Origin of the sequence: Paraburkholderia sp. J10-1 (assembly GCF_905220165.1) — a bacterium.
Lineage (GTDB): Bacteria > Pseudomonadota > Gammaproteobacteria > Burkholderiales > Burkholderiaceae > Paraburkholderia.
Map to the genome: position 1 here is coordinate 154,746 of NZ_CAJMYW010000007.1, position 12,625 is coordinate 167,370.

10 protein-coding genes are annotated in these 12,625 nt (G+C 61.1%); 5 read left to right on the forward strand and 5 right to left on the reverse strand.

The window, feature by feature from the left end; all coding sequences use genetic code 11:
• The first annotated feature begins 11 nt into the window (after positions 1–11).
• The 4 genes from U5A65_RS22340 (at position 12) to U5A65_RS22355 (ending at position 5,627) form a co-directional block, all read left to right on the forward strand.
• Positions 12–1,565 carry a M81 family metallopeptidase gene (locus U5A65_RS22340; RefSeq protein WP_321947440.1) on the forward strand — a complete coding sequence of 518 codons (1,554 nt, stop codon included), beginning with the start codon at positions 12–14 and terminating at the stop codon, positions 1,563–1,565.
• Complete coding sequence (locus U5A65_RS22345; RefSeq protein ID WP_321947442.1) at positions 1,562–2,734, forward strand: alanine racemase; 1,173 nt, start codon at positions 1,562–1,564, stop codon at positions 2,732–2,734. Before U5A65_RS22340 ends, U5A65_RS22345 begins: the two co-directional genes overlap by 4 nt.
• Before the next feature lie 142 nt (positions 2,735–2,876).
• Positions 2,877–4,223: an MFS transporter gene (locus tag U5A65_RS22350; protein WP_321909907.1), complete on the forward strand. Its 1,347-nt coding sequence runs from the start codon at positions 2,877–2,879 to the stop codon at positions 4,221–4,223.
• A gap of 192 nt (positions 4,224–4,415) precedes the next feature.
• Positions 4,416–5,627, forward strand: a complete 1,212-nt coding sequence (locus U5A65_RS22355) for an MFS transporter (RefSeq protein ID WP_321947443.1) — start codon at positions 4,416–4,418, stop codon at positions 5,625–5,627.
• A 57-nt stretch (positions 5,628–5,684) separates the two neighbouring features.
• On the opposite strand, the gene U5A65_RS22360 is transcribed toward U5A65_RS22355, so the two are convergent.
• The 3 genes from U5A65_RS22360 to U5A65_RS22370 all read right to left on the reverse strand — a co-directional run bounded on the left by U5A65_RS22360 (position 5,685) and on the right by U5A65_RS22370 (position 8,539).
• On the reverse strand, positions 5,685–6,707 hold the full coding sequence (locus U5A65_RS22360; RefSeq protein WP_321947672.1) for an aldo/keto reductase: 1,023 nt from the start codon (positions 6,705–6,707) through the stop codon (positions 5,685–5,687).
• A gap of 164 nt (positions 6,708–6,871) precedes the next feature.
• Positions 6,872–7,528: an acetyltransferase gene (locus tag U5A65_RS22365; protein WP_321947445.1), complete on the reverse strand. Its 657-nt coding sequence runs from the start codon at positions 7,526–7,528 to the stop codon at positions 6,872–6,874.
• A gap of 255 nt (positions 7,529–7,783) precedes the next feature.
• The gene (locus tag U5A65_RS22370; RefSeq protein ID WP_321947673.1) at positions 7,784–8,539 is read right to left on the reverse strand and encodes a c-type cytochrome; all 756 of its coding nucleotides are present in this window, start codon (positions 8,537–8,539) and stop codon (positions 7,784–7,786) included.
• Between the two features lie 780 nt (positions 8,540–9,319).
• Between U5A65_RS22370 and oxlT the strand changes: the two genes are divergently transcribed.
• Complete coding sequence (gene oxlT / locus U5A65_RS22375) at positions 9,320–10,594, forward strand: oxalate/formate MFS antiporter (RefSeq protein ID WP_321947446.1); 1,275 nt, start codon at positions 9,320–9,322, stop codon at positions 10,592–10,594.
• Between the two features lie 52 nt (positions 10,595–10,646).
• On the opposite strand, the gene U5A65_RS22380 is transcribed toward oxlT, so the two are convergent.
• A complete protein-coding gene (locus tag U5A65_RS22380) occupies positions 10,647–11,036 on the reverse strand; it encodes a RidA family protein (protein WP_321947447.1) in 390 nt (129 codons plus the stop codon).
• Positions 11,037–11,135: 99 nt separating this feature from the next.
• Entirely contained in the window at positions 11,136–12,623 is a 1,488-nt protein-coding gene (locus tag U5A65_RS22385) for an MFS transporter (protein ID WP_415765390.1), read from the reverse strand.
• Positions 12,624–12,625 lie beyond the last annotated feature (2 nt).

The window sequence follows — 12,625 nt, forward strand, 5'->3', positions numbered from 1 at the left end:
GGAGCTACACGATGAAATCTCCACGCATTGCCATGCTTGGCTTTGCGATCGAGTCCAACCGTTTCGCTCCCGTCTCCACGCGCGCGGATTTTGTCTCGCGCGCGTATTTGAAGGGAGCGGACCTGGTCGCCGACGCCAGACGTGACGCGCCAGCCATGACACCCGAAATCCCCGCTTTTATCCGCACACTCGACAGCATCGGGCCGTGGACGCCCGTGCCCGTCCTCTTTGCCAACGCGGAATCGGGCGGCGCAGTCGAGCACGCGTTCTTCTCTGAAACGCTGGCCGAGTTCGAGCATGGCTTGCGCGAGGCGCTGCCGCTCGACGCCGTATACATCTGCGAGCACGGCGCGGCGATCACGACCGAAGAGGACGATCCCGATGGTGCCGTCTTCGCGCTCGTGCGCAGCATCGTCGGGCCCGGCGTGCCGATTGTCGCCACCGTGGATCTCCATGCGAACGTCTCCGATCGAATGGTCGATTCCGTGGACGCGTTGATCTCCTATCGACGCAATCCCCACACCGATATGGCCGAGCGTGGCGCAGACGCGGCGCGCATACTCAACGAACTCGGGAACGGCATGCGCACCTCCGTTGCCCATGTCAGGCTCCCCGTCTGCTCCCCGCCGACCCAGTTGCTAACAGCCCCCGGCTCCGGCCCCTACGCGGAGATGATCCGGCGTGCCGAGGCAATCGACGACCCGCGCGTCGTCAACATTTCCGTAGTCGGCGGTTTTGCATTCGCGGACACCCCAAAGAACGGGCTCACCGTGCTCGTGACCACTCGCAACGACGCACCGCTCGCAGCCCATATTGCGAACGAACTCGCAACGTTCGGCTGGCAGGAGCGCGCGGCATTCGTACCGCAACTGACGCAGCTCGACGACGCAATCCACCTCGCCAAAGCCATTGCCGACGACGCAACCCGTGCGCCGGTACTTCTCGCCGACGTAGCCGACAATCCGGGCGGTGGCGGACGCGGCAACACACCGTTCATCTTGCGCGCCTTACTCGAGGCCGACGTTCGCGGCGTGATTCTCGGTGTCGTGACCGATCCCGAACTCGTAGCAGACGCCGTAAGCGCAGGCGCCGGCGCAACGCTGCTCGCCCGCTTCAATCGCAGCGAAACCACGGTGCATTCCGAGCCGTTCGAGGCTCCCGCCCGCGTGTTGCGGCTACACAGCGGAAAAGGCGTGGGGCGGCGCGGACAGCTTGCAGGATGCCGGTTCGACCTCGGTCCGTCGGCTGCGCTGCAGGTAGGCGGAGTGACCGTTATCGTCATCACCAAACGGCATCAGTGCCACGAACCGATGTTCTTCGAGATGTTCGACATCGACATTGCAAGCGCGCGCGTCGTCGTGCTGAAGTCACGCGGCCATTTCCGCGCGGCATTCGACGAGTTCTTTTCGAACGATCGAATCATCAGCGTCGACGCACCGGGGCTCACCTCGCCCATGCTGTCACGGTTTGGTTTCAGGAAGCTGCCGCGTCCGGTCGTGCCACTGGACACGGACCTGGAGTGGCATGCCAATGCTCGCACGGTCATTCCACGGGAGTCCGTATGAATCGAGAAATTCCACTCGACGGCGTGTTGCCGAAAGCGCTTCAGACGCTTGAAACGCCCTGCCTGCTGCTCGATGAGGTGCGCATGGAGCGCAACATCAAGCGTCTGCGCGACCATCTCGACTCGCTGGGTGTTGATCTTCGTCCCCATTTGAAGACGCCGAAATCCATCGAGGTCGCACAGCGCATTCTGAACGGTGGCCGTCAATGCGCCGCAGTCTCGACGCTCAAGGAAGCCGAGCTTTTTTTCGAGGCTGGCGTGCGCGACATCCTGTACTGCGTGGGCGTAACGCCTGGCAAGCTCGATCGCGTAGCGGGGCTCAGACGCAGCGGCGCGAACCTGTCCGTAATCGTGGATAGCGTGGTCGCTGCGCGCGCCGTTGCCGCGAAGTCGCGTGAAGCGCGCGCTCCCATTCCGACGCTCATCGAGATCGACAGCGACGGTCATCGCGCGGGCGTATCCGTCGAACATACTGAAGCGCTCATTGCAATCGGCCGCGAACTGCACGACGGTGGCGCGCAATTGCGTGGGGTGCTCACGCATGCTGGCGAGTCCTATAACTGCACAAGCGTCGACGCGATAGCAGCAATGGCAGAGCGAGAACGGGCCGCCGCCGTGGCGGGCGCACAGGCATTGCGCGCGGCCGGCCTGCCGTCGCCCGTCGTCAGCGTCGGGTCGACGCCGACCGCTTTGTACGCGCGAGACCTCACCGGCGTCACCGAGGTGCGCGCCGGCGTATTCGTGTTTTTCGACCTGGTCATGGCAGGCCTCGGCGTTTGCTCGACCGACGATGTCGCGCTGAGCGTACTGGCAACGGTTATCGGCCATCAGAGGGAGAAGGGCTGGATACTCGTCGACGCTGGCTGGATGGCGATGTCGCGCGACCGCGGAACAGCAAAGCAGCGTGTCGATCAGGGCTATGGCGTGGCCTGTGACATCAATGGGCGCTTGTACCCGGATCTGATCATGGTCGAAGCCAATCAGGAACAAGGCATCCTCGCCCTACGCCCAGGTAGCACCGCGACGCTGCCCGACCTGCAGATCGGCGCCCAGGTACGTCTGCTGCCGAACCATGCGTGTGCAACGGGCGCCCAACATGACACCTACGAGGTGGTGAGACCCGGCAGCCCAGCAGTCGTCGCACGCTGGCAACGCTTTAGCGGCTGGTAGGCGCCGCCGTCCGGCACTTGGCTCGAACGATTCGCCCTGTGCCGGTGAGTACAGAGACTGCGCCGCGCGCCTGCGTGGCAATCCCTCCCGACCGACGCGACGTGTGCGCCGATCTCGAGTCTTGACCTGAGGAGAAACCGGTATGAATGCGACCGCGGATGCTACCGTGCCCCTGAGTCCGAAGATCGCCCGCAAAGTGGTATGGCGTCTCGCACCCCTGCTGATCCTGCTTTACGTCGTCAATCAAATGGACCGGGCGAACGTCGGCTATGCCGCCTTGACGATGAATCGCGAACTCGGTCTTTCGGCCTCTCAATTCGGTCTGGCGGCGGGCCTCTTTTACGCAGGATACATACTCGTTGCAGTGCCAAGCAATCTGATGCTGGCACGCTTCGGCGCACGTGTGTGGATGACGCGTATTCTCGTGACCTGGGGTGTGATTGCTTCGCTCACTGCATTCGTCGACAGCGCGCATACGCTGTATCTGCTGCGCTTTCTTCTTGGCATCGCAGAATCGGGCTTCTTTCCCGGCATCGTGCTGTACGTGACGTTCTGGCTGCCGCGTCAGGAACGCGTGTGGTTGATGTCGCTGCTGTTCCTGTCCATCCCGCTGTCGAATATGCTCGGTGCGCCAATTTCGACCTACGTGATGGAGCATGTGCGGCTTTTCGGCTGGTCGGGCTGGCGCGCAATGTTATTTCTCGAAGGCTTGCCGGCGATTGCGCTGGGCGTCGTGACCGCGACCATGATGAAGAACCGGCCCGATGAAGCCACCTGGCTGACGGCGGCGGAGCGCGATCAACTCAACCGGGCGCTTGCCGTCGAGCGCGCTGAAGCGCAACGCCATTCGCCCAAGGGCGTATGGCGTGCCCTCGCGGATCGCCGTGTTTTGACTTTCGGGCTCGTGTTCTTCGGCATCAATAGCGGCGTGGTTGCCCTTGCATTCTTCCTGCCCCAGATCATCGCCGGATTTTCGCAAATGTTCGCGGTCAAGTACTCGGTCTCACAGATCGGTCTCATCACCGCGATTCCGTTTGCCGTTTCCGCCGTCACGATCGTCTCCTGGGGGCAATATGCGCGCCGCACGACAGTCAGCGCGTGGCATGTCGCGATACCCGCCGCGATCGGCGGCCTGTCGTTCGCCGCCGCGCTCTTTCTTTCGTCGCCCTACGAAGTCATGATTGCCTTTACGCTTGGCGCAGTTGGCATCTATACGCCGCACGCGTCGTTCTGGCAGTTGCCGCCGCGCTATCTGAGCGGGGAAGCGGCGGCCGCGGGAATCGGGCTCATCAATACGATCGGCACGCTTGCCGGATTCCTTGGGCCCTATGCAACGGGTTGGCTGCGCGACGCCACCGGATCGTATCAGGCGCCCATGCTGCTCGTCGCAGCACTGATGTGCATCTCCGCGATCGTGGTGGTGCTCATCGAACGCTCGGCTCGCACGGCCTCGACGCTTGATACGCGGCCTTCCGGCAGCCCGTCATGAAATCGCGACCTCGTCTCAGGCACCATTTCGTCATGCAGATTGATGAGCGAACAGGCAATCCAACGCTCACGTGCCACGCCTGCAGCATTTTCTCGCGGCTTGTATGATGACGGCTCCGGTGTCGTGGCAACGTAGTCTCGTGTCGCCGCCGGCCATCTCCCTGAAATGCTTGTTGGCTTGTCGGTAATTTTGATGAAACGGTTATTGGGTACCCGTCGTTCTGCTTCCGCTTTCATTTCAATCGCGGTCGCTTTCATGATCAATATGATGGGCACGACACTTCCGACGCCCATTTATCGGTTTTACCAGCAGCAGTACGGCTTTACACCGACGTTGATTACCGTAATTTACGCGTGCTATGCCGTTGGTGTTCTGGGCGCACTGCTCACGGTCGGGAACTGGTCGGATCAACTCGGTCGCCGGCGTATGTTGTTTGTGGGACTGTGTGCCTCCGCTGCTTCTGCCATCGCATTCATCACCAGCCACGGGGCAACCGGTTTGATGGTGGGACGTTTGCTGTCCGGGCTTTCCGCAGGCATTTTCACCAGCACGGCCACCGTCGCCGTGATCGAACTGGCGCCCCCCGCATGGCAACCGCAGGCAACGCTGGCAGCAACCGCCTCTAACATGCTGGGACTTGGATTCGGTCCACTGCTGAGCGGCATACTCGTCGCCCTGCTCCCGCGTCCGACCATCGTCCCTTACGCCGTCCATCTCGCACTGGTGTCTCTCGCGCTCATCGCCGTCTGGCGCGCGCCAGAAACTGCGCGCCCTGCTGAGCGCACGAAGCTGCAGTTTCAGCGCATTTCATTGCCCATGGAAGTGCGCGACGCATTTATTCCCGCTGCGCTCGCCGGCTTTGCAGGATTCGTCGTGGTCGGCTTCTTCGCTGCCGTGGTTCCGCAATTGATCAGTGTGCTGCTCGGATATCACAGCAGTGTGCTGATCGGCGCACTCGTTTTCCTGCTTTTCGCCTGCTCGGCCATCGGTCAGACCATTCAGGCCCGCATCGCCACGCAGCATCGCCTCACAGCTGGCTGCATCGGTCTCGCGGTGGGGCTGACCGCGATCGCACTCTGCGTCCTGGACCGCTCGCTGACGACGCTTGTCGTCGGCACGACGATCGCAGGCATCGGCCAAGGTGTGAGCTTCAGAGCGAGTCTCGGCGATCTGGCTGCGAAATGTCCGTCGAATCGCCGCGCGGAAGTGACCTCGAGCTTCTTCGTGGTGCTCTATATCGCGATCTCCCTGCCGGTTATCGGGCTCGGTTTCGCCGTACAGCGAATCGGCATTGCGCACGCCACTTTGCTATTCGCGATTCTGACGACACTGACCGTGCTAATCGCACTGTGGCTCATCGTGCGTCGTCAGCGGCAACCGATCGAATCTGCGGCGGGCCGCTAACTACCTGCTTATGCGATCTCGACGAGGCAGGCGTCAGCCCACGTTGAAGCGGCCTCGCTAGTCTTGCGAGCCGTGCCGCGGAATGCGGCCAAAAAACGGGTGTTTCGGATCGTTGAAGCCGGGGGTGGACGGGTGGCCACTCACCACGAGCGAATCGATGAACGCCTCGTCGTCCGCGCTCAGCCGGTATTCCAGCGCGGGCAAATAATCGTCCCATTGCGCCTCGGTGCGCGGCCCCGCGATCGTGGAGCTCACATAGCGACTGTTCAGCACCCATGCAACAGCAAACTGTCCGGCGCTCAGCCCGCGCGTCAATGCATGCTCGTGCACGCGCCGCGCGAGATCGAGCGACTCGCGCCGCCATTCGGTCTGGTGAAGGCGTACGTCGCCTCGACCAGCACGGCTCTCGGGTGCGGGTTGGGCGTCCGCACCATACTTGCCGGTCAGCACCCCGCGGGCAAGCGGGCTGTACGCGATCACGCCGAGGCCATACCGGTGAGCCGCGGTCAGCTGTTCGGCTTCGGCCTGCCGATTCGCGATGTTATAGAGCGGCTGGCTGGCGACTGGCGCTTCCAGACCGAGCGCCTGTGCGGTATGTGCAAACTCGGCGATCCTCCAGCCGCGATGATTCGAGAGGCCGTAATACCGGAGCTTGCCTGCGGCCACTAGATCGTTCAGTGCACGCACAGTCTCGTCGACCGGCGTTTGCGGGTCTTCCGCATGCAAGTAGAGAAGGTCGATATAGTCGGTATTCAAGCGCTTCAGGCTGGCTTCGACGGACCGCACGACGTGCTTGCGCGAAGCGCCCCTGCCATTGACGTCACCGTCGCCGACTGGATTGACGAACTTTGTTGCAAGCACCCATCGGTCGCGGCGGCTGGCGATGGAGCGACCCACCACACGCTCCGATTCCCCGCGCGAATAGGCGTCGGCGGTATCTATCGAGTTCACACCCTGCTCAAATGCCTTGTCTACGATGCGCGCTGCGGTCACGTCGTCGGTGGACTCGCCGAACATCATCGTGCCCAACGTCAGCGCAGACACCTTGATGCCGCTACGTCCAAGCTGTCGATATTCCATCATTGATTGCCTTCCCGAAATTCAATACCTCCCAGTCCCCTGCCGGCGAATCCGCCCTTGAGGACCGGACAATAATTCGTGGAGTTGCTGTCCGCTAAACGAAGCCATGGCGCATGACATCATGGGCGGCCTCCGCCCATGCGAGCGCCGTATGGCAAACCGGCTCACCGCTCGTACTTCTCGACGAACGCTTCTGCAGTGAGGCTACGGAAGTCGGCTAGCGCCGCGTCGATCCGATCATGACTCCAGTCCCACCATGCGATGCCTTGAAGTCGCTCCGCCGTACGGGCGTCGAAGCGCGGGCGCAGGACGCGCGCAGGCACGCCAACAACGATCGCATAAGGCGGCACGTCCTTCGGCACGACGGCCGCGGAACCGATCGCGGCCCCCGTTCCAATTGTCACACCAGGCATCACGATCGCACCGTGCCCAATCCACACGTCATGACCAATTACAATCCGGTCCTTGGCGCGCCATTCGAAAATACCGGCATCGTCCTCAAGAGAGAATCCGTACGAACGCGAGCGATAAGTGAAATGGTGAAGGGTCGCCCGCCATGTTGGGTGGTTAGACGGATTGATCCGCACACCCGTCGCGACATTCACGAATTTACCAATTTGCGCATGCGCGATCTGGTTGTCACCCATTGCGTAGCCGTAGTCGCCGATCACCGAATCAGTCACGTTGCTGCGAGGGCCAAGATAGGTGTAGTTGCCGAACTCGCTTCTACGAACCACTGACGTAGGATGAATCTCCGGGTTCTCGGTCAAATCCTGGCCGAGTGTCCACGGATCGACGCCAGCACCGTGATCAATTTTCATTACACGCCTCGAGTAAGTCATTCGTATCACTACATGATGTATGTCGATCGGGTTCGTACCAGCGTGAACCTCGGAGTGCGAAACACCTGGATTTCCGTGCTTGCGTGACGATCATTGTAGGAGGGTACGAGTGATGAATTTGTGAACGTTCCCTGTCGCGAAGGTAATATTCATCCCCATGCCCAGATGTTTATACATCTAGATCATTACGAATACGTGTACTTCACCGAAACCACACTCGAAGCATCGCTTTAGCTAACGTGGCAGCGTCGACAAATACGCGGCAGCGTCCACGATTTGTGCCTCGGACATGTGCGCAGCCACAGCCGTCATCGTTCCTGGCTTCGCGCCGCCCTGCGCTGCGCGCGCCTGGAACTCGTGGAGACGGGCGACCGTGAAGCTGGCCGGCTGCCCCGCGATGCCCGGAAAACGCGCACCGTTCCCCCTGCCCCCCGCTGCGTGGCAACTGAAGCAGGCCGCAACGCCCGTTCCATCGCCGAACTGCGCAAGCTGCGCGCCGGCACGGGCTTCATCGCCTTGTGGCTGTTCCTGCGCAACAACGGGCGGATTCTGGGCCGCGAAGTAACCGGCTACGGCTTGCATGTCCGCGTCGGACAGCGTGCGCGCAACCGGTTGCATGATCGAACTTGCGCGCGTGCCTGCCTTGAACATGGACAGTGCGTGGGCCAGATATTCTGCATCCTGCCCGGCAAGTCGGGGCGCCGCTACCGCCATGGAACCTTCGCCCCTGGCGCCGTGACAAGCGGCGCAGGTAGCGATCAACCCATCACGCGGAGTGGTCGCTGCAGGATCGGCAATCGCGGGAGTCACACTAAAGAGCGCGCCAATCGCCAATACCAGTACATACGCAACCCGTGCAGTGAAATGGGTCGTGTCGAAGGAGACAGCTATTCGGCCATGCGGTTGATTGCGCGTCGCTGCGGACATCTCACGCTGCCCGAGACGCGATTTTCGTGCTTGCAGAGATTGCAAAGCGAAGGACTTTGACATGGTTTGCGCCAACCTGTTTTCAACGAGAGGAAATTATTGAGCGCACCAGAATCCCTCGCAAATAGGCACTTCGAATCGTCGTGATATGCCCTGACTATGACGCCGCCGCAATCGCCGCACCCAAAGCGCGACGCCGTGAGCACACGCCTTCTCGGGACGATGTCCATTTTTTTGCGTATCGGACCCGCATCGCGATGCCATCGGAAACATGACGAATTTGTAATCGGCCTGCCATGTTGCGGTTATCTTCAGAGAGCGTAAATACAAAGTGTCTGAGTACCGACGTTCGACCGGGCTGCATTCGCATGACGCGCTGGCTCGATCGGGTCTACGACGCTTAATGCCGTTGATGCTGAAGCCGCGGTCTCGTGAATTAGTTCTTCCGGTTAGTAATGCGAATCAAATCTGAAAGCCGATCTTGCACCGACTGCATGCGCCACGCACCAATGCTCACAGCTGCGCACCAACCGCGAGCATCGTTGGCGATTGGAAATCACTGCAGGCATGTGGCTTCCATCCCTTCTCCACCTCACTGCGAGACCGCACGGTCCTGGTCGCCTCACCTGTTTGCACTGGCACGATTCTGGCTCTTGTCAACGATGACGTATGCCTGATTCGCCTGCCAGCAACAACGAGTTCCGCACCTTTCTACAGTGTCGTTCGACGAACCCCATAGTTTTCATCCCATCGCCTGGCGGACGCGACCCAGTCGTAACCGACCTCTGGCTCGCAAGGACAGCGAGCCGCCCGTGACATACCCTGCACCCTGGAAATGATGCAATGAACACAGTGAACACATCGGTATTGCCCAACACAAGACTAGCCGAACGGCACCGGTGGGGGCAGCTCGCACTCGGTCTCGTCTGCATGATGGCCATCTCGAGTCCTCAGTATGTGTGGACGCTGATGACGAAGCCTCTCATGACCAAGCTCGGCGTCGCGCTACCCGAGCTGCAGGTGACGTTTTCGATTCTCGTGCTCCTGCAGGCGTTCTTCTCGCCAGTCCAGGGGGCACTGATCGATCGGTTCGGCCCGCGCACGCTGATCTCGATTGGCACGGTGCTCACCGGCCTGAGCTGGCTACTCGCATCGCACGCGCAGAGTGTGCTCGGCCTCTATCTGACGTATGGCGGCGTGGGGGGCATCGGAACCGGCATCGTTTATGTTGGCGTCGTCGGCCTGATGGTCCGGTGGTTCCCCGATCGCCGCGGCTTTGCCGCGGGCATCGCGGCAGCGGGGTATGGCATGGGCGCGATCATCACGACGTTCCCGATTTCCGCGTCGCTCGTCACGCGGGGGATCGACGGCACGCTTGAACGATATGGCCTCCTCTTCGCCGTCGTGGGACTCGCCGCCTCGCAAGGGCTCAGGATGCCACGCAGCGAAATCACCGACCTGCACGACCAACCGGAAGCGGCCGGCACGCGGCCCTCGCTCGACTACCGGCCCGCACAAATGTTGCGCACACCGCTGTTCTGGCTGATGTTCGTCATGATGACGTTGATGGCTACCTCGGGCTTGATGGTGACCTCGCAAATGGCGATTTTCTCCGCCGATTTCGGCGTGAGCAAGGTACTCGTATTGGGGCTCGCAGCGTTGCCTCTGGCGTTGACGATCGACCGCTTCACAAACGGGCTGACGAGACCGCTATTCGGGTGGATCTCCGATCGGGTTGGACGTGAAAATACGATGGCGTTCGCATTCGCTCTCGAAGGACTTGCAATGCTCCTGTGGTTGCTCACGCGCGACGACGCAGTGCTGTTCGTCATCCTTTCCGGTGTGGTCTTCTTCGGTTGGGGCGAAATCTTCTCGCTGTTCCCCTCCACGCTCACCGATACGTTCGGCACCCGCCACGCCACGGCCAATTACGGATGGCTTTATCTTTCGTTTGGTATCGGCTCCATCTTCGGTGGCCCGCTTGCCGCCCTCCTGCATCAGCACACGAACAGCTGGATTCCCGTCTTCGGTTGCGCAATCGCCTTCGACATCACGACTGCCCTGCTCGCGCTCTTTGTCCTCAAGCCTGCGCGCAGCCGCTTCCTCCGTAGACACTAAGCCGCGCCGACAACGCCAGCCAGGCGCCGGCTCGCCCCAGAGCGACTGGCGCCTAACGCCGCGCGATGAAATCGATCTCAACGCGCGCGTCTTTCGCAAGTCCGGTGACGCCGATACAAGTCCGCGCGGGAAAGCGCCCCGCCGGGAAGTAGGTGCGATACACCGCGTTCATTCGCTCGTAATCCTCACTGAAATGCGTGAGAAAGATGCGCGCACAAATCACATTCGACTGATCAAGGCCGCAGCCCGCCAGCACCGTTTTCAGGTTGGCCATGACCGCGTGCGTCTGGGCTTCGATCCCCTCCGGGTATGGACTGTCGATCGAAGTTCCAGTAAACGGCATCTGTCCGGTGACAAATACCCAGCCCTCGCATTCGACCGCGTGACTGAACGGCGCGACCGGGTCGGGTGCGCCAGCAATCATATGGAACAAAGGGTTCATCGAAAGGCCTCCGTGCAGATATCGAATCAGGGCGCGATGCTGGGGCGCCTTGAAGTTGTCGAAAACGCTTCGGCGCATCCAGCCGTCACTCGCAACCGTTCACTCGGATTGCTGCAACGACCCAGGCCAGGCTCCGAATTGAACGCCGACAATACGCCGTGTACAGATCAAGGCGGCGACTACCACCGCAACGTCGATGGTAAAGCCTAGATGGATCGCATGCACGACAGAAGTCCGCTCAGTGCCGTGCTGTCCATGACCGGTGAAAACAACCACGCTCGCGAGCGCGCGCGACACCAGCGTACCGACGGTGGCCGTGCCCAGCATCCCGCCAACCATTCGCGTCGACTGTATCAACGCGGTCGTGATACCGAAGCGCGCGGGTCCACACAACTCCTGGGCGAAGACGTTGAGGTTGTTGAAGATGAGGCCGAGTCCGACTCCAGCAGCACCCATCGATGCACCACCCAACGCGCTCTGGCTGGCGACGTCAAGCATCGCTGCGCCGACGCATCCTATGCCAATCAATGCAAAACCGACTGTGACGACCGTCATCGGTGAGCGAACGCGCGTCACGATTTGCGTATTTGCAAAACTGCCAAGCGCGAGGCAAACGGGTAGCGGCGTAACAGCGAGGCCGGCTGCCTGCGGTGTCATGCCGAAACCGGTTTGCAGCAGAAGCGGCATATAAAAGAGCAACGAGAACATCGCGAAGCCGGCGGCAAAAGAAAGCAGAAGAAGAAACATCAGATTGCGATCATTGAAGAGATCGACCGGCAATATCGGATGCGCGTGACGCTTTTCCCATCTGTACGTCAGCACGCACGAGACGATCGTCGTCGCGGCGAGAGCCAGCGTCGAAAGCGTGAATCCCTGCACGGGAAAGCGTTCAATGCCCATCTGGAGCGACGCGAGCAAGATCGATAGCAATGCTGCACCTGTCCAGTCAATCGTAGAACGCTGGCCGCGATGCTGCTCGATTTTCGGCAAATAGCAAATGACGCAGTAGAGACCCGCAAGCCCGACCGGAAGATTGACGAGAAACGTCGAGCGCCAGCCATAGGCATCACTCAGGAAACCACCGAGAAACGGCCCGGCAGCCGTGGCAATGCCATACGAGCCGGCCATTACGACCTGCCAGCGCATTCGAACGCGTGGATCGGGGAATAGATCGGGGATCGCCGCGAATGCCGTGCCTACCATCATGCCGCCCCCGACCCCCTGCAGCGCCCTTGCGAATACGAGGACCCCTACGTTCGGCGCGAGCCCGCATAGTGCGGAAGCGGCCGTAAACGTGATGATCGACGCGGTCACGAACCTCTTGCGGCCGAAATAATCGCCGAGCCGACCGAAGATGGGTACGGAGACGACCGATGCAAGCAAATAGATGCTTGCGATCCAGGCGTAGTACTGTGCGCCCTTGAGATCCGCGACGATGGAAGGCAGCGCGGTACTGACGACGGTCTGATCGAGCGCGACGAGCATGTTGACGAGACCGATCCCGAGCATCGCCAACAGCGATTCACGGAATGGCCGACTAGCCACCTTGTCATGTGACGGCGCATGGCGGCCTTCACCACGCCGCATGC

Coding starts and splice junctions, on each gene's coding strand:
- U5A65_RS22340 (WP_321947440.1), top strand. CDS start 12: ATGAAATCTCCACGCATTGCCATGCTTGGCTTTGCGATCGAGTCCAAC.
- U5A65_RS22380 (WP_321947447.1), bottom strand. CDS start 11,036: ATGAACCCTTTGTTCCATATGATTGCTGGCGCACCCGACCCGGTCGCG.
- U5A65_RS22365 (WP_321947445.1), bottom strand. CDS start 7,528: ATGAAAATTGATCACGGTGCTGGCGTCGATCCGTGGACACTCGGCCAG.
- U5A65_RS22360 (WP_321947672.1), bottom strand. CDS start 6,707: ATGGAATATCGACAGCTTGGACGTAGCGGCATCAAGGTGTCTGCGCTG.
- U5A65_RS22350 (WP_321909907.1), top strand. CDS start 2,877: ATGAATGCGACCGCGGATGCTACCGTGCCCCTGAGTCCGAAGATCGCC.
- U5A65_RS22370 (WP_321947673.1), bottom strand. CDS start 8,539: ATGTCAAAGTCCTTCGCTTTGCAATCTCTGCAAGCACGAAAATCGCGT.
- U5A65_RS22355 (WP_321947443.1), top strand. CDS start 4,416: ATGAAACGGTTATTGGGTACCCGTCGTTCTGCTTCCGCTTTCATTTCA.
- U5A65_RS22345 (WP_321947442.1), top strand. CDS start 1,562: ATGAATCGAGAAATTCCACTCGACGGCGTGTTGCCGAAAGCGCTTCAG.
- oxlT (WP_321947446.1), top strand. CDS start 9,320: ATGAACACAGTGAACACATCGGTATTGCCCAACACAAGACTAGCCGAA.
- U5A65_RS22385 (WP_415765390.1), bottom strand. CDS start 12,623: ATGCGGCGTGGTGAAGGCCGCCATGCGCCGTCACATGACAAGGTGGCT.